The organism is Clostridium sp. MF28 (assembly GCF_002969175.1).
Classification (GTDB): domain Bacteria; phylum Bacillota; class Clostridia; order Clostridiales; family Clostridiaceae; genus Clostridium; species Clostridium beijerinckii.
This window is the reverse complement of record NZ_CP014331.1, coordinates 5900832-5919463: the sequence shown is the minus strand read 5'-3', so window position 1 is coordinate 5919463 and position 18632 is coordinate 5900832. Positions and strand designations below refer to the sequence as shown.

The 18632-nt window shown below is 28.7% G+C and carries 16 protein-coding genes and 1 riboswitch; of the genes, 4 read left to right on the top strand and 12 right to left on the bottom strand.

Translation table 11 applies throughout. The features are described from left to right. Window positions 1-204 precede the first annotated feature (204 nt). Window positions 205-1116: a helix-turn-helix transcriptional regulator gene (locus tag AXY43_RS26110; RefSeq protein WP_105412408.1), complete on the top strand. Its 912-nt coding sequence runs from the start codon at window positions 205-207 to the stop codon at window positions 1114-1116. A gap of 69 nt (window positions 1117-1185) precedes the next feature. Then, window positions 1186-2016 carry a nitroreductase family protein gene (locus AXY43_RS26105; protein WP_105412407.1) on the top strand — a complete coding sequence of 277 codons (831 nt, stop codon included), beginning with the start codon at window positions 1186-1188 and terminating at the stop codon, window positions 2014-2016. Between the two features lie 364 nt (window positions 2017-2380). On the opposite strand, the gene AXY43_RS26100 is transcribed toward AXY43_RS26105, so the two are convergent. After that, a complete protein-coding gene (locus AXY43_RS26100; protein WP_017212677.1) occupies window positions 2381-2722 on the bottom strand; it encodes a nuclear transport factor 2 family protein in 342 nt (113 codons plus the stop codon). 375 nt (window positions 2723-3097) lie between these two features. On the opposite strand from AXY43_RS26100, the gene AXY43_RS26095 reads away from it, so the two are divergent. Next, window positions 3098-3664: a flavin reductase family protein gene (locus AXY43_RS26095; protein WP_105412406.1), complete on the top strand. Its 567-nt coding sequence runs from the start codon at window positions 3098-3100 to the stop codon at window positions 3662-3664. Between the two features lie 469 nt (window positions 3665-4133). On the opposite strand, the gene AXY43_RS26090 is transcribed toward AXY43_RS26095, so the two are convergent. Both AXY43_RS26090 and AXY43_RS26085 read right to left on the bottom strand, forming a co-directional pair. Further along, complete coding sequence (locus AXY43_RS26090; RefSeq protein ID WP_023976540.1) at window positions 4134-5423, bottom strand: hemolysin family protein; 1290 nt, start codon at window positions 5421-5423, stop codon at window positions 4134-4136. Window positions 5424-5782: 359 nt separating this feature from the next. Next, on the bottom strand, window positions 5783-6343 hold the full coding sequence (locus AXY43_RS26085) for a nitroreductase family protein (protein ID WP_023976542.1): 561 nt from the start codon (window positions 6341-6343) through the stop codon (window positions 5783-5785). Between the two features lie 281 nt (window positions 6344-6624). On the opposite strand from AXY43_RS26085, the gene AXY43_RS26080 reads away from it, so the two are divergent. Next, entirely contained in the window at window positions 6625-7365 is a 741-nt protein-coding gene (locus AXY43_RS26080) for a hypothetical protein (RefSeq protein ID WP_105412405.1), read from the top strand. A gap of 226 nt (window positions 7366-7591) precedes the next feature. Here the strand turns inward: AXY43_RS26080 and AXY43_RS26075 are convergent, their stop codons facing one another. The 9 genes from AXY43_RS26075 to AXY43_RS26030 all read right to left on the bottom strand — a co-directional run bounded on the left by AXY43_RS26075 (window position 7592) and on the right by AXY43_RS26030 (window position 18478). After that, on the bottom strand, window positions 7592-7996 hold the full coding sequence (locus AXY43_RS26075) for a PTS sugar transporter subunit IIB (RefSeq protein WP_012058413.1): 405 nt from the start codon (window positions 7994-7996) through the stop codon (window positions 7592-7594). A gap of 379 nt (window positions 7997-8375) precedes the next feature. Further along, window positions 8376-8603: a hypothetical protein gene (locus AXY43_RS26070; protein ID WP_023976544.1), complete on the bottom strand. Its 228-nt coding sequence runs from the start codon at window positions 8601-8603 to the stop codon at window positions 8376-8378. A 217-nt stretch (window positions 8604-8820) separates the two neighbouring features. Continuing rightward, complete coding sequence (locus tag AXY43_RS26065) at window positions 8821-8988, bottom strand: aspartyl-phosphate phosphatase Spo0E family protein (RefSeq protein WP_039770849.1); 168 nt, start codon at window positions 8986-8988, stop codon at window positions 8821-8823. 347 nt (window positions 8989-9335) lie between these two features. Continuing rightward, window positions 9336-11048: a methyl-accepting chemotaxis protein gene (locus AXY43_RS26060; protein ID WP_023976546.1), complete on the bottom strand. Its 1713-nt coding sequence runs from the start codon at window positions 11046-11048 to the stop codon at window positions 9336-9338. Between the two features lie 430 nt (window positions 11049-11478). Further along, window positions 11479-11712: a hypothetical protein gene (locus AXY43_RS26050; protein ID WP_105412403.1), complete on the bottom strand. Its 234-nt coding sequence runs from the start codon at window positions 11710-11712 to the stop codon at window positions 11479-11481. Window positions 11713-12701: 989 nt separating this feature from the next. Next, window positions 12702-14312 (bottom strand): IS1182 family transposase, encoded by a 1611-nt coding sequence (locus tag AXY43_RS26045; RefSeq protein ID WP_435867740.1) that lies wholly within the window; start codon window positions 14310-14312, stop codon window positions 12702-12704. Window positions 14313-14423: 111 nt separating this feature from the next. Then, the gene (locus AXY43_RS26040; RefSeq protein ID WP_023976548.1) at window positions 14424-15635 is read right to left on the bottom strand and encodes an EAL and HDOD domain-containing protein; all 1212 of its coding nucleotides are present in this window, start codon (window positions 15633-15635) and stop codon (window positions 14424-14426) included. Window positions 15636-15854: 219 nt separating this feature from the next. Then, window positions 15855-15938, bottom strand: a riboswitch (cyclic di-GMP riboswitch). A gap of 261 nt (window positions 15939-16199) precedes the next feature. Then, on the bottom strand, window positions 16200-17588 hold the full coding sequence (gene gltA / locus AXY43_RS26035) for an NADPH-dependent glutamate synthase (protein ID WP_031276254.1): 1389 nt from the start codon (window positions 17586-17588) through the stop codon (window positions 16200-16202). Further along, window positions 17588-18478 (bottom strand): sulfide/dihydroorotate dehydrogenase-like FAD/NAD-binding protein, encoded by an 891-nt coding sequence (locus tag AXY43_RS26030; protein ID WP_012058408.1) that lies wholly within the window; start codon window positions 18476-18478, stop codon window positions 17588-17590. The genes gltA and AXY43_RS26030 overlap by 1 nt, the downstream gene beginning before the upstream one ends. Window positions 18479-18632: the final 154 nt, after the last annotated feature.

Below are 18632 nucleotides of genomic sequence, written 5' to 3'. Positions count from 1 at the left end.
GGTTCAATTTGACAACAGTTTGTCATATTAAAAATAAACTATTGATATTTTTTATATATAAAAATATATTTATTCATAACAATCTCCTATAATATAAAATTCATAGATAAATATATTAACAAATAATAATTTTAATAAACCATATAATATGACACTATTATGTCATATTATATGGTTTATACTTTATAAAAGGTAGGTGATATTATGCAAATTAACAGACTGTTTCAAATTATATACATACTTCTCGGGAAAAAATCTATAACTGCTAAAGAATTAGCTGAAAACTTCAAAGTATCAACGCGAACTATTTATCGAGATGTCGATGTTCTTTCTTCCGTTGGCGTACCTGTATACATGAGCAAAGGTAATGGAGGCGGAATACATCTTATGGAAAATTATACATTAAGCAAAGCGCTTATCTCTGATTTAGAAAGTAAAAACTTAATGTTATCACTCAAGGCCATGCAGGCAACTCAATATCATGAATTAGATAGTATCCTTGAAAAGATGGGGGCAATATTCAATAATTCTTCCGATTACAATTTCATAGAAGTTGATTTTTCTCATTGGAAAAGCTGTCCTGATGAGAAAAACAAGTTTAATCATATAAAACTAGCTATTCTGCAGCAAAATGTCATTGAGTTTGACTATATAAATGCTCAGGGTAATAAAAGTAAGCGTTTGGCAGAGCCTAATAAACTTATTTTCAAAAATGACACTTGGTACTTACTAGCTTTTTGCCGTAAGCGTCAAGAGCAAAGAATATTTAGAATATCAAGATTGAAAAACTTAAATGTTTTGAACGAGGCATTTGATAAAAAATTACTGAGTGAATCTTCATTGAAAAAATGGGACACTGCTTCTCAGTACTTTATTAACTTGAAGCTTTATGTTAAGCCTCATGTTTTAAATAGAATATATGATTATTTTGATGATTCATTTATCCTCCCAAATGATGACGGGAGTTTTACCCTTGATGTAATACTTCCTGATAATGACTGGCTAATTAGTTATATTTTATCTTTTGGAAGCTCTGTAAAAGTATTAGAACCAGAACATATACGCAAGGCTATTACATATGAATTAAAAAACACATTAAATTTTTACGATTTTTAATTGGAATATGACACACTGTTGTTCTATTGCTCTTTATATAATAAAGAAAAAACATAAGGAGAGATAGAAATGAGCTTAGATTTTATTAAAGTTAATCAAGAGAAATGTGTAAAGTGTGGTGCCTGTGCTTCAGTCTGCATAGGTATTATCGGTATGGGCGAAAATGGTCCTCAGGCAATACGAGATGAAAATCTTTGCATGAGCTGTGGACAATGTGTAGCTGTTTGCCCTAGAGAAGCACTTGATAATGTAAAAACTCCACTAGCTAATCAAGTAGTAAAAAGTACCCAAAAATTTGATGAAGATGTAGCTGCTGAATTCATACGTTCCCGTCGTTCTGTCCGCAGCTATCAAGAAAAACCTGTTCCAAGAGATGAAGTAAAAAAACTTCTTGACGTTGCACGAATGGCTCCATCAGGCTGTAATACGCAAGGGATATCTTATCATGTTGTAGATGATCCAAATTTATTACATCAAATCTCAGAAGTTGTCATTGACTGGACAGAAAAAGTATTAATCAAAACCCCTGAACTATCTGGCACAAAATATTTTGATAATATAGAAATGACTATTGATATATATCATAATACCCATGAGGATGTTGTTCTGCGTTCTGCCCCTTGTTTAGTTATAGCAATGGCTGATAAAGATTTTGCTACAGGACGTGAAAATTCTTATATGTCATTAATTTATACTCAATTATTTGCTACAACATTAGGCCTTGGGAGTTGTTTTTCAGGTTTAGTTGATGGCTGCGCCGCATCTAATCATGAACCACTTTTAAAATTACTAAATCTTCCTAAAGACAAGCAAGTAACCGGTGCAATATTCGTAGGCTATCTAAAGTATACATACAAGCGATTGGTAGACAGAGACCCTCTTCAAGTTACATGGCAATAATTTTAACAGATAATCTGTATTTTCAAGAATCCAAAGACAAAATTAGTTAAATACAAGTGATTTACAGAATAGAAATTTTTTATTATTACAACATAATACTATGTTGCGAAAATAACTTTACATTATTTAATGTAAGAAATTCAGTAAGAAGCTCAATTAAATTAATCTTTGTGAATTGTGCATTGTGAACTGTGCATTGCACTATATATAATATACACCAATATAAAAAGAGGGATAAATTTACTCTATCTCTCTTTTTATACTTAATATATTTAGGTATGATCCAAAATAATAAGTAGATTTACCTGCCTATTTTCCATCATATGCCTTACTAAAATTAATAGGATAAATAACTATTTAACTCTTATTCCAAATCTGCTACTAATTTTACAATTTTGCCTTCCTCTATAAAAAACTGATATAATCCGGTAATTTCATTTTCTGGGAAGTTACCTTTAAATAATACCCGCATATCTACAAAATTCTCTTTCACATGGTACTCTATAATTTCCGTATAGGTTTCATAACCTACAAAATATGTACTGAAATAATTTCTCACTTCATTTTTTCCAATAAGATTGCTCCCTATGGATTTCTCTTGAATCTCACAACTATCTGAAAAAGTATTTACATAGGCCTCCACATCATGTTTATTTGAAGCATCAATATAACTTTCAATAATTTCAGGTAATGCTTGTTTATTCATAAATATCACTCCTCATACTTTTATTATAAAAGAAGTATAGCATCTATAATATGACAACATATCGTCATGTTATAGATACTATTTCAGTATATGTTATATTCAATACTAGATAAATTTGTATACAAAATATGGTTCACTGGTATTACATTAAGCATACTTCTTTATAACTCTTTTCCCAGTAACCCTTGTAATCTTGGAATCAAAAATTTCAAAATCTCATCGGCAAAACCGCAATTTCCCATCGTGACTATTATACTAAAAAATGAAGAAAAATAAATAAATCTAACTTTAATATGACATACTGTCTTCAGGTTTGACATGATAATATGATTACAATGACAATTTATCAAAAATGAATTTTGGAGGTATTATACATTGAAGAAAATTAGTATTGAACCAAGTTTAATATTCTTTCCCCAACCTATATATATTATTGGTACCAAAAATCCCGATGGTTCACCCAACTTCGGTACTGTCACATGGCTAGAGGTAACTATTGACACTACTCCGCATATTGTTATGACCATTGGAGGAAATAAACAGACGAGAATAAATCTCCTAAGAGAAAATAAATTTTCTGCCAACTTAGTCAGTCAGGATATGATTTGGCTTGCAGATTATTTGGGATCAACTACAGGTACTAGTGGAAAAAAAGATAAAGTCAAATATGATTACGTATGGAATGAGGATCAAAATATACCTATGCTTGAACAAAGCAGATGGATATACGAATGCAATGTTAGCAAAGTAATTGAGTTAAATGGAAGTCATTTATTCATTTCAGAAATAGAAAATATACAAATAGATGAGGCCTTAGAAAATATTGATTTCAGTAAGATCGATCTAAACAAACTAGATCCTGCTATTTATGCCCCATTCAATTATTATGCTATTGGTAATAAAATTGGAAACCGTGGAGATTGGATGAAATATTTGAAATAATATACCTCGCCTTACTGATAGTTGGAAAAGTGCTGTAGTTCAAACATTTTTCCAACTATTTTTTAATTAAGTAATACCAATTATTCAAGTTATTCATACTTTTAGTTTACTTCTGATTTTATTATATACTCTATAATTTTCTCTTAAATCTTTTTCATTAAGGTATAGCGCTACTAAAACTTTCAGCGAAATTTACATCTCCACTTCCTTTGTACTCAGGATACGCAGGATATTCTAAAGACGGACGTGTACGACCTTTAGTCTTTTCAGAAAATAAAATTTATAATGTTAAGAGCAATCTGCTTTTTATAACAATATTGTAAAATTCTAAAATTCTTAAAAATATACATTCTTAAATTCTTTAGAATTTAAGAATGTATAACGAATAACCATATATCTTTGACGAGGATTCACAAAAAATACTTTAAAACTCTACAAAAGACTTATCTGATATTTATTTAATATAAAGCTATTCTTTTTTAACAATTAAAATTTTATTTATTCTTTTACTATCACATTTTAATATCACAAACTCACATTCCTTATAATTAATTTTATCATTAACTTGTGGATATGATTTTAGTTGTGAATAAACCCATCCGCCTATAGTATCAATATTTTCAACCTCAATTTCTGCATCTACCAGTTCATTTATATCTTCAATATGAACTTTTCCGTCCACTATATATTTACCATCTTCAATTTTCTTAATTTCTTCCATCTCTTCATCGAACTCATCTTGAATTTCGCCAACTATTTCTTCTAAAATATCTTCAATCGTTACAAGCCCAAATGTTCCTCCATATTCATCAATAACTATAGCCATTTGTATTTTTTCTTTCTTAAATATCTTTAATAGTTCACTTATTGACATTGACTCTGGAACAAATTTGATTTCTCTAATGATGTTTTTTATATTATTATCATTTCCTTCAATTTTAAGCTTATATAAATCCTTAATATGTATAAACCCACTAATATTATCTTTACTATCAGTACATACCGGATATCTAGTTAACTGTTCTGCTAAGGCATATTCAATTATTTCATCAAAAGAACCTTCAAGAAAAATGCATGCCATATCAGTTCTGGGTATCATTATTTCTTTTACTGTCTTCTCAGAAAAATCAAATATATTATCTACAAAAGTTAATTCAGTTTTATCTATTAAACCATGCTTATAACTTTCTTCAACCAATAGCTTTATTTCCTCATCGGTATGAGCTGCCTCATGTTCATCAACTTGAGAAAGCCCAAATATCTTTAGTATAAAATTTGTAGTGTGGTTAAACAACCACATAATTGGATAAGTTAAATTATAAAACATAATCAAAGGTAAAGATGTAAGCATTGCTATCTTCTCTGCGGTTATAATGGCTAATGATTTAGGTACTAGCTCTCCAAGTACAATATGAAGAGTAGTTATAATTGAGAATCCTAAAACAAATGAAATTGAGTGCGCAGTTCCTTCTGAAATGTTAAATAAATTAAATAATGGCATTAACATATCTGACACTGCCGGTTCTCCAATCCATCCTAAACCTAAAGATGCTAAAGTTATTCCTAATTGACATCCAGATAAATATGAATTCAAATTATTTACAACCTTTAAAGTGTGTTTAGCACTTTTATTCCCTTCAAGGACTAATGTTTCTATTCTAGACTTTCTTACTTTTACAACAGCAAATTCAGCTGCGACAAAAAAACCATTCATAAGTACAAGTAAAATCACAATAACAATATTTATTAATATATTCATTTATTCATATACCTCCAAAATAATCTCTACTAACCACCACTTATGCTACAGAATTCAAGAAATAGTATAAAGTGTATGCTAATAAAAAATAAATACAAATGCCTTGCATTTTCTGTAATACATCTATATCATAGTTTAACTATAAAATCATTTCTTCATTCTTAAGAGAAAGTTTTATTTTTTCAATTCTTTTTTCTATCATTTCTTTTATTTTAAAAACTAAATTATCATATTCTACATTTGGAAATTTATATAACAAAAGAACTCTATAGCCTGAATATTTTCCAACTATAGAGTATCACTAATCATTTTTTTCTTTCACATATTTAGAAGTCGCCTTTTTAACTCATCACTCTTTTTTATTTTACTATATTTACTGTTCCTTCTTTTCTTGTTGGAGCTTTTGGTTCTTTCCCTCCATTAAAGCCTAGCGTTGCTGTACCAAATGTCGCATAGTTTTCTGGAATTCCTAGCTCAGTAAGCACATTTCTGACCTTAGGATCATCTCCAACCATAGCTAAGGTATGTACCCAACATGATCCAATGTTAAGTGAATGAGCTGCTAACATTATGTTTTGTATTGCTGCAGCACAATCAGACTGTCCTACTGGTAAGTTTTTATCACAAGATGTTATCACTATAGTAGGTGCATTATAAAATGGGTTAAAGTTTGGATTATTGGCCATCTTATTTATCTGCTCTATAGGAGAATTTTGTAATGCTTCTTTAGCTGCTGAAATCAGCTTATTTATCTTCTCTCTATTTTGTACAGCTGTAAAATGCCAATCCTGACTATTCATTCCGCTTGGAGCAAACTTAGCAGCTTCTAATATTTTATTTAAGTCTTCATCGGAAATTTGCTCTTCTTTATACACTCTTATACTTCTTCTTGTTATGATACTTTGTATTACTTCGTTCATTATTTTTCTCCTTCCATTTAAGCCCCAATATAACTTTATTTATATTATTATATTGATTAGATTAATTATAAATTTGTCTAGAACTTTCATTCTAGTATATAGTATTATCATTTTTGCAATAAATATATAAATCCGGCGCTAATAAATTTATATGATTAACATTCCTTTTCACATAAATTTCACATTACAGAATTATAATTCCCTTATAGCCGGTTATTTCTATATTAATCTATGTTTTTAACATAAAAATAAATTTTTATATGACGTAAGGAGAGATAATTATGAAAAAGAAAAAAATACTAGGAATTGCAATAGCAGCTATGATCTCAATATCAAGCCTTGTTCCAGCATTCGCTGATGATGCTTCTACACAAAATGTAACAAATAGTGTTACTACAGGACAAGTATCGCAAAATAATAAGGCAGATAAACTTGCAAAACTTACTCAAAAAGCTTCTAAACTTGGAATAGATATTACTGGATTAACTAATGATCAAGCAAGATCAAAAATAAGAGCTGCTGTAGCTCAAAAACTTGGGATTGATATAACAGGTCTATCAGATAAAGATGCTTCAGCTAAAATTAAAGCAGCTTTTGAGGAAAAGACTCTTGAAAGACTTAATAAAAAAGCAACTGAATTAGGTATAGATATAACAAATCTTTCACCTGATAACGCTAGAGCTAAGATTCTATCTGCAGAGGCAGGGAAACTTGGAATTGATATAACAGGACTATCAAATAAAGATGCTTCAGCTAAAATTAAAGCAGCTCTTGAAGCTAAAAGCCTTGCCAATTTAACTAAGAAAGCAACAAAACTTGGAGTTGATATAACAGGTTTATCTAATAAAGATGCTAGAATAAAATTAAATCAAGCAGAGGCTTCTAAACTTGGAATAGATGTTACAGGTCTATCAAATGAAGATGTAATAGCTAAAATTAAAGCAGCATCTGAAGCTAAAAAAGAAGCTCATCAAAAGAAAAATACATCAACAACTACAACAACTGATACTTCCGTACAATAATTTCATTAAAGAAGAGATGCTTTCACAAATTTGAAGGTATCTCTTCTTTACTATGTTATAATATGTGAATTTTAAGACCACATTTTCTATAATTTAAAGAATTTTATATATAGGATTTTAAAAATTCAGCTCACTGAAGACTACATCATAAATTATAAAATAATTGAAGTACGATAATTTTATAAAAGATGAACTATATTCTTTATAACTTATATACAAAGATTTATTAAACTTTGCTATTTCTGTAAGCCACATGCCTAGTAACCATCATGGTGTTTTCTTCCCCTGGAAAATATACTGGATTAATTTTAGTTTCATTATACAGATTGATTGCATCTACTACATCTATTGCTAATTCCTTAAAACTAATGAGACCATACATTCTCGGTGGAAGGATATAGATAGGTTTATCAATCTTTGAAGTTTTCACAAATTTCTTAACTTGCATTATTAGATGGGGACAACATACAATTATATCAAATTCATTCATTCTCTTATTTACTAATAAAAATGGAGAAAATTCAATTGAATAATCATTTTGCATATTATTCTCTAATATCTCCTTTTCAACCTTACTGGCTAGGGTACTTGATGAAAAGCCCCCTCCACAGCACAAAAGTATTCTTATCATTTCTAATCCTCCACTGCCTATTATTAATCTTAAACACTAAAGATTTATAGATAAACCAACTATAATCCATACTTATGCGTATAGCTCACCGAAATGAATAATATACTTTTGTTCCAGTTTCTCGGTAATTATGATTGGTGATTCTAAGGCTATAAAGTTGCACCCAAAGTGCTAGCCTCAAAGAACAAGCTTTGAACTAGCACATTTGGAACAACTTATAGCCAAAGAATCACATCCATCAAAATTACCAATGAAACATTCCACAAAAGTATATTACTCATTTCTGGTTGGAATATATTTCATAGTCTAAGTATAGTTTATCATTATATTATCTATATAAATATCAACTTATTCAAATAAATATATTTATTTGAATATACTAAACTTTATCAGTTTTTTTTAATTTGACAATTCCATCTTTAATCGTTATTTGATTAGTTTCCTCTAAATATCTTAGAGTGGGCTCTATACGTTCCTTTACTCTTCCAAGTTTTGAGCCGAGCAGAGTCTTTTGATAAGTTGTGAAACATATTCTATCCAATTCATACAAATTCATGCCATCTGGTCTTATCTTAAGATTCATTATGACTTTTTCTATAGTATTCATAAGATTCCCTCCTTATACATATCTAATTATACAGCAATATGTAAATTTCTTCCATAAAATTTAATTATATAAAGATGAATCATACTTTCCATAGTCCAGCGAAATAAAAATATTTCTACTTTCTATCTATTATCATATAGGTCTAATACATATTTTTTTCATATATATAAAATGAATTATATTATTTAAGACTTCTATATTAGTGATATGAATTTCTTTAAATCCCGTTATCGAGTAGCTCGTTGTATTGATTTATTATGTCGTCTAATCTTTGACTAGCAGTAATAACTTCTATTCCTAATAAACTTTTTTCATTATTTATAATTTCATATAAGGATTGTCTCATTTTACAAATCATTTTCTCTATCTCTATTATTTTTTCCAAATTATACTCCCCCTTACTTTTTTATAAGTATAACTCTAAAAAAATACATTTGCTGTATCAATTGTTACATTATGTAACAAACCTCACTTGTTATATATCGCAATAAATTATATAATCACTAAAAATAAAATATTCTATATTAATATTTATACAAAAAAATCGCATACAACTGTTGAGCCATAGATTTTACTAGAACATAAATTTCCCAAAAATAAAACAAAGCCAAATAAACATTCTACTAAAATGAATATTTGGCCCTACATACATTCTAAAAATTTAAATTCCTTATATTTTTTCAAAGCGCCTGGATAAAACAATTCTATATATTATTCAGAACTTATATATTTCTAGACTTTAAATTTATTTGCCATTTCTATCATGCTATCAGCCATCTCTGATGTGTCTTTTGCCTGATTAGTAACATTATCTACTGAGGCGCTAGTTTCGCTGATACTTGCAAATATCTCTTCTACACTAGAAGCTGATTGCTGTGATTTTGACGAAATATTTACTATAGCATTATTGACTTTAGATACATTATCTGCAATTTTAATTGCTGACTCAGCAATCTCTTTTGACATTTCATTCACAACTTCAGCATCTTTTTCATATTGATTTCCTATAGACTTCAACATTTCGTAATCTGGTCTAACCTGACTATCAATAAATCTCAATATATCTTTAGTATTATTAGTAAAGTTTTCAATAACACTTCCAACTGTACCTATATTTTTCTTTATATCTATAACTGTTTCTGATGACTTCTCAGCTAATTTTCTAACTTCCTCTGCAACTACAGCAAATCCTCGACCTGCATCCCCTGCATTAGCAGCCTCTATGGATGCGTTAAGTGCTAGAAGATTAGTTTGTTCAGCTATTTGACCAATAGCTTCTGCCATTTTTTCTATTTCTTTAACTATCTTTATATCCTCAATTGCTTTTTTAATCTTAATTTCTTTTTCATTATATAGGCTTATTGCATTATTAGATGATGCTTCTGCTTTTTCTTTTACATTTACCGCTCTCTTCATAATTTCATCTGAATCTAATTCTCTCTTTTCAGCATTTCTGCTAAGGTCATCTGTCAGCTTTTCTATTTCCATTGTATATGAACTAACATCTTGAGTTGCCGCACTTAAATTCATGCTTGCATCAGCAATTTCATGAGTTACAGTTTTAATATTATTCATAGTTGCAGACATTTCTTCCATTGTTGAAGTTAGATCTTCATTTGAAATTCTGACATTTTTCATACGATTAGTAAGTTCCATAATAAGATTTTTCACGTCTAATACAGCAATATTCAATGCTTTTGACATATTACCTATTTCATCATATGCATTTATATTTATTTTCTCAGTAAGATCTCCTTCCGCTAAACCATTAGCAAAATTAACTATGCTGTTTATTCTCTTTCTTAACCAAATTGCTAATCCACCACTTAATATGGCTAATATCAATGCTGAAATAACAATAAATATTGCAAGAAATTTAAACGAATTTTTAAAAACTGCGTTACTTGATTCTGATGTTGCTTTGGCCGCATCAATATTTTCATTTATTACAACATTTATATCATTTGCTATCTCTTCTCTTAAAGTAAAATACTCCGAATTATATAATGTAATAGCTTCCTCATAATTATTGTCAGTAACATCCTTTATTATCTTTGTTCTTATATCCCTATACCTAGTTAATGAATCTTTAACTTTTTTATAATCAGCTTCTTCTTTTTCACTAGAATAAGGTATTTTTTCAATTTCTTCAAAAGTTTTATTATTTAAATCAGATAAATCTGCTAAATCTTTTTGTGCCTCATCTATATCATTTTTAAAATTACTATTAATAATATGTTCCATATCAGATAGTCCTAAGTTAATATTACTTTTTACTACGTATAACTTTTGAAGTCTCATTAAATTATTATTATAAATTTTATCTGTATTTATATTTAGTTTGTTCATGCTAAATAGACCAGCTATGCCGACTAAAACTAAGAATACAGTACATATCACACTACTTCCTATTAATTTTTGGGATATTTTCATTTTCTTAAACATTGTATTTATCCTTCCCTTCGTCCTTTAAGATATAAAAGTTATCATGTTTAATCCCAATACCTAATTCCATAATCATTCTATAAACTACTAAGCTTAATCACTTATTTTTACATAAATATCAAAAACTAATAAGCAATTTACTTATACTCTAAATTATACCACAAAATTCACTCAATTTACATGAATCCGATAATTATTCTCATATTGTTTAATTCATTTCCTTTAAAAATAGATATGATAAAAGTTCCACGAGAAAAAATGGATTCAATTTCCATCCGCTGATTATTTTCAATCTTGTTAAATAGATTCCTATGTAACTTTTTCACACTCTTAACCTCATTACAATTTTCCAAAAACAAAAAACAATCTCCTCATCTTTTAATAGAGACTGTTTTTAATTTAGTATAATTCTCTAACTAAATATTTTTTTCTAATTTATTATATCAACAATATCAAACATTGCTGTCATTTCTATAAATACTTGTTTTTTGCAACAAAACTCTCTTTTTGAAATATGACAATTAGCAATTGCTTTGCTCGAGTTATCAGATTTATATTTCTCCAGCTTTTCTTGAAGTTCTTCAAGACATAGATCGTGAATTGCTTTAATAATATCTTCTTCCCATATACAAGCCGGGTAACTATTTATCACTTTTATTTTCATTAATTTCACCTCGTATTAATAATGGGGTGTAAAATCCAATAAATATTAACTACTGAATAATATTTATTATATAATAATCAGATGAAATTAATATTGTGACTGAAACATCAATGCATTGTAAATTACTACTCTTTAGCATATTATGCTTTAAATAAATTTAGAAATCCCCTGTAAATTTATCATCAATTTACAGGGGATTTACTGTTAGTAGGTATAGTAAAATATAGGAGTGTTATGTAACCACATATTAAGGGGTATATGGGAATCAATTTTTACACACTCAATATATTATTCGTTAATAAATATAATTTTCTGACATAAAACATAAATTTTTCTGATAAAAAGTATATTCTCATTGTTATCAATCATAAATTTTATTATCCCTTTATAATTGAAAGGAGTACTTAGTAAATCTCGAAATATTATTATTTTGTCATTACTTTTTTTATTTTTATGTATAATATCTTTAAATTTCGCAAATAATTATTAGTGAAAATATTACTTTTCAACTACACCAAAAGAGATAGCATTTATTAATCTAACTGCTATCTCTTTTCACATTAAAGATCAGTTTCTAAAACTCCTATCATTTTTTTGATTTAATTACTTATACCTATTAGCAATTTTAGAATATTTATCCTAAAATTTAATACTATTCCAATGAAAAATAATATAATATTATTTTTTTTTGCCATTTGCACCTTTTTTATATTTTTATTGTTGAATTAAAACAGTTTATGTCGTATAATGTTAATGTAAATATACAATTTACTTATATTGAAATTTTTCCTAGAGTTTTGATATAGTATTTTCTTTTTTTACCAATTAGAGTAAGGGAGTGTCGCAAAATGATTAAATTTTAATCAGGAGCGATGCTCCTTTTCGGTTTAAGCCAGCAAATCTCCAAATATTTGAAATACAATATTAATTATTTAAAGAATTCTGATTTTTAAGCACACTAAAATAAGCCTAGTTAATTTATTCCATAATTAGGCAGTAGGTTTCAATTCATGAAGATGATTCTGAGTTTTTTCATTTTGTATTTTTGAATGTAATTTGTTAATATTGTAACCAAAACAAAGCAAAATAAATTCAGTTTGAACGCTATTTTTTCCACGTGTTAAAAATCTATTGAATTCATAATCACTTTTTAGAACTTCAAATGCTCCTTCGACCTGAATAGATCTATTCATTCTTAATTTAGTTCCAAATTCAGTTGTAATATTTTTATAGGATATTTCACGCTTTTCCACAAAAGTTTTTGAAACCTGCATTTTTCTATTTCCTTTTGCTTTTGTGCATTTTACTTTGTAATCGCAATTATCACAGTTTTCGCATTCATACACAGTTACTTCTGATTTGTATCCACTTGCGGATTTTCTATAAATAATAGAGGTAGGTATTAATTTTCTATTGTTATGACAAATATAAAAATCCGATTCAGCATCATATTTCATATTTTCGCGCTTACTTATATCATTTTTAAAACTTCTTTTTTTCCACTTCTCATAAGTTTGTGGTTTTATATAAGGAGTTTGCTTATTTGATTCTAAGAATAAATAGTTTTCTTCGCTTTCATAACCTGAGTCTGCAATTATATTAAGATATTTACGACCAATTTTTTCTTTCATATTATTAAGCATAGGTATTAATGTTGCTATATCATTTCTATCATCAAATATTCCGACGCCGGTTACGTATTCACTTTCAACTGCGATTTGCACATTATATGCAGGTTTTAATTGACTATTTCTCATATGATCATCTTTCATATGCATGAAAGTTGCGTCTGGATCAGTTTTAGAATAACTATTTCTTTTTGAAAATATTTTTTTACTCAAATTATATTTTTCTTCTCTCTCTTTATATTCAGATAGTTGCTCTGTCCACTTTTGAATTTTGGTTTTTCTTTTACCAATTCCATGAACAAACTCTATGTTTCTTTTCTTTTTTTCATATTCAAGCCATTGAAGAATTTTATCAATATCATCTATTAATGTTTCTTTCTGAACAGTAAATTTTTTTAATTCTCCAAGGTTAATATTTTCTAAAAGAACAAGAATTTTATCAAACATTTTTTCTTCATTTTTTAAAATAGTTTTTTTCCAAACAAATGTATAACGATTAGCATTCGCTTCGATTTTAGTACCATCAATAAATGCATTTTCAAATAGTATTTCATTTTGATTTGCTAAATAATTAACTTGTTGATAAAATAAATCTTCAATTACCTCATTTGAAATATAGTCTTTACGAAATCTACTGATTGTAGCATGATCCGGTGCCTTATAACATTGAAGTAACCACTTAAAATTTATATCTCTTTTGCATGCTTTTTCGATTTTCCTGCTTGAATAAATATTTTGAGAATAAGCATATGATATTATTTTGAACATAATTTTAGGTTCCACTGCCGGTTTTCTTCCAACGGAAGAGTACGCCTTATACAACTTCGTGTAATCTAATCCCTCCAATACATGGCTTAGCAAGCGGACTGAATCATCTGATGGTATTAAATTTTCTAGATTTAATGGTAATATAAGTTGAAAATTATCATTAATCTCAGTATAATCTTTATTGTGTAATTTGGTTTTTAGCATAAGTAAATTATACAATGAATGTGAGTTCTTCGGAATTCACATTTTTTATATCTAAAAAAATGAGCCGCTACAAAACTAACTATGTTAGTTTTGCAACAGCCCCTTATTTTTTTAACTCACAACATCATCTGCCCATTTTATAGCATCTATATAGGCTTCTGCAAGCTTATTATCATTAACCCCTATTTCCTTAGTATAAAACTCAACATTTTCCCACTGACCCTTTTCATAGTTAATAGCCAATTTCAATATTTTATTCAAGTAATTATCTTTTTCAATTAGTCCTTCCTTTATTTCATCATCTATATATAATTCTTTTAAGATCACTTCAATTGAACAATTTAAAATTGCGTCCATAACTGAAAATAATCCTACCATATAAGCTGAATAAACATTATTTTTATACTCACTCATATTACATATTAATTCACATAACTTCGCTCTCTGCAATGAGACTTTTATAAGTTCATCTGTGTTATTTTCCTTTAGATCATTTAGCAGAACTACATATAACCATTTTATAATCTCTTTTCTTCCCAAAAGTGCAATAGCATATTTTATAGATCTTACTTCATTCTTTAGGCAGTATGCAGACGAATTTATCAATTTGATTATTTTATATGATAAACCTAAATCCTTTATTATTAGTTCCTCTAATTTATTAAAATCAAAATCGTCTTTATTAATTAACTTTAAAATTTTTATTGCTGTATCTTTGTTAGTCGGAATGTTTTTTCTGGAAAGCACTATTGGTTTACTAAAATAATATCCTTGAAAGTATGAATATCCTAGTTTCAAAGCCTCATCATATTCTTCTTTGTTCTCTACTTTTTCAGCTAAAAACTTTATTTTATTATTTATTTTTTTTAGTTCAAATACTTTCTTTCTTTCTCCCCCTGTAGTGATTTTAAAATCTATCTTTATAATATCAGCTATTTCTATTAATTTAATATATTTAGTATGGAATACAAAATCATCTAATGCTAATATAAATCCTCTTTTCTTAAGTCTTTTACACGCATCCACAATTTCATCATTTGGTTCTATATTTTCTAAAATTTCTATCACAACATATTCTTTAGGAAGTATGGTTGCTATTTCTTTCTTTATCAATTCTTCAGTAAAATTTATAAATGCCTTCTTGTTATCAGTAATATCTTTGAAGTCAAATGTATAAAATGTATTAGCTATAACCTTTAAAGTTGCTTCATCCCCATTAGTATTGTTATAGAAATTATTTTGTCCATTTCTAAATAGAAGTTCATATGCAACAACTTCATTTTTCCTGTTAAATATAGGCTGTCTAGCTACAAAAATATCCATAACAGTCTCATCCCCTTCATTAATACTTATATACCTCTTAATTTAACCCTTACTGTAGCTGTAGTATAATTGTAATTCATAAAAATTGAAATCTTCTCTCAATGAGCTTACTTACGTAATGCTTAAACTTAAGATATATAAGTTCTTATTTATATATAAATCAAGTAAATTTTTTCACATAAAAAACCAATTAAAACTAACTAATAAAATAATTAATTAATCTTAATTGGTCGGTTGCACAACTAGCTCCAAACCCTTAAAGTGCCCACTTAGAAAGAATTCTTCATAGCTTCCAATTGTAATATAATACATTAATATGTACTCATTTCATATATATGAAATATTATCATCAATCTATAATAAAATCAACAAATAATATCATTAAGAATACTAAATTAGAGATTTTTAAGGAAATTTTAAGATTATTTCCTCTTTTTATAGAGACATTATTTTTATTTTAAAAATAACTTTTCTTAAATATCGTCTAAAATTATAAACAAAAAAAGATTAGTTACATCTATATTTCCTTGTAACTAATCTTCTTAATATATAATATGTTAAATGCTATCTACTTAAATATTCATCTATTGCTGCAGCAGCTTTCTTTCCTGCTCCCATTGCTAAAATAACAGTTGCAGCACCAGTAACTGCATCTCCACCAGCATAAACACCTTCTTTAGTTGTTAATCCATCTTCACTAGCAACTAAACAAGATCTACCATTGATTTCTAAACCTTTAGTAGTTGATGAAATTAATGGATTTGGTGAAGTTCCAAGTGACATTATTACTGTATCTACGTCTAACACAAACTCTGAATTTTCCTTAACTACAGGTTTTCTTCTTCCTGAAGCATCTGGTTCTCCAAGTTCCATTTTAACGCATTTCATTCCTTTAACCCATCCATTTTCATCTGTTAAGATTTCTGTTGGATTAGTTAAAACATCAAATATTACTCCTTCTTCTTTAGCGTGATGTACTTCTTCTGCTCTTGCTGGAAGCTCTGATTCACCTCTTCTATATACTATATGAGCTTCTGCACCAAGTCTTAAAGCAGTTCTTGCTGCATCCATAGCAACATTTCCTCCGCCAACTATAGCAACTTTTTTACCTGCTTTAACTGGAGTATCATATTCTTCTTTAAAAGCTTTCATTAAGTTTACTCTTGTTAAAAACTCATTAGCTGAAAATACACCATTTGCATTTTCTCCTGGTATTCCCATAAACTTTGGAAGACCTGCTCCTGATCCAATGAATACAGCTTCAAAATTTTCATCTTCAATTAATTGATCTATAGTTATTGTTCTTCCCACAATTACATTAGTTTCAATTGTTACTCCAAGCTTCTTTATGTTTTCAATTTCTGCTTTAACAACATCATCCTTTGGTAATCTAAATTCAGGTATTCCATAAACTAGAACTCCACCCGCTTCATGTAGTGCTTCAAATATAGTTACATCATAACCTTTTTTAGCTAGGTCTCCTGCACAAGTAAGACCAGCAGGGCCACTTCCAATTACCGCAACTTTCTTCCCTTTAGAAGGTTCTGTTTGTGATAAATCTACTTTATTTTTTCTTGACCAGTCTGCGGTAAACATTTCTAATTTACCTATAGCTACAGCTTCACCTTTAATTCCTAGTACACAGTTACCTTCACATTGATTTTCTTGTGGACATACTCTTCCACAAACCGCTGGAAGTGCACTATATTTTGCTATTTCTTTAGCAGCACTTTCAAAATCTCCAGTTTTAGCCTTTGATATAAATCCTGGAATATTGATTGATACTGGACATCCCTCAACACATTTAGGATTCTTACAATTTAAACATCTATTTGCTTCTTTTATAGCATCATCTTCATTATATCCTAAACAAACTTCCTTAAAGTTTTTTGCTCTTACTTCTGGAGCTTGTTCAGTAACAGGTGTTCTTTTCATTCTATCGTTCATCTCTATTACTTATCCTCCTTACATCCACAACCACCATGGTTATGAGTGTTTCCTTCTTCATGTTTTAATAATTCTCTTCCTTCTTCTGTTTTATACATAGCTTGTCTTCTCATTGATTCATCGTAATCTACTAAATGTCCATCAAATTCTGGTCCATCAACACATGCAAATTTAACCTTTCCTCCAACAGTAACTCTACAAGCACCACACATTCCAGTACCATCAACCATTATAGGATTTAAACTTACTACAGTTGGAATATTTAATTCTTTAGTTAACATTGAAGTAAATTTCATCATTATCATTGGTCCAATGATAACAGCTTGGTCATATTTCTTACCCTGATTATTAACTAATTCCTTAAGCATATCTGAACCAGTTCCTTTAAAACCGTACGAACCATCATCTGTTGTTACGTAAAGATTTCCAGCAACTGCCTTTAATTCTTCTTCATATATTAATAAATCTTTATTTCTGCTTCCTAAAATAACATCTACAGCTATCCCATGTTCGTGCATCCACTTAACTTGAGGATAAACTGGAGCTGCTCCTACGCCTCCTGCAATAAAGATAATATTTTTCTTTTTCAATTCTTCTAGATCTTCATGAATAAATTCACTTGGTACACCTAATGGACCTACAAAATCAGAAACATAATCTCCAACATTAAATGCTGCTAACTGCTTAGTTCCTTTTCCTATAGCTGCAAAAACTATAGCCACTGTACCTTTTTCCGCATTATAATCTGCAATTGTTAAAGGTATTCTTTCTCCTTTTTCATCATTTTTTATAATTATAAATTGACCTGGTTTTGCTGATTTAGCAACTCTAGGCGCTTCTATATCCATCAAGAATATGTTATTGGTAAGTTCTCTTTTGTTAACAATTTTGTACACTCTTAGTACCCCCTACGCTTATAAATTCTATTGATAATTTCAAATTAAACTTGCTTAGATAGAGCTTGATCTCCATCTTAATCTTAGCTGAGCTTTATCTATCGTCATGTAGCTGTTGCCTCTCACTAAAAGAAGTCAGGGTGTTACAGCTTCT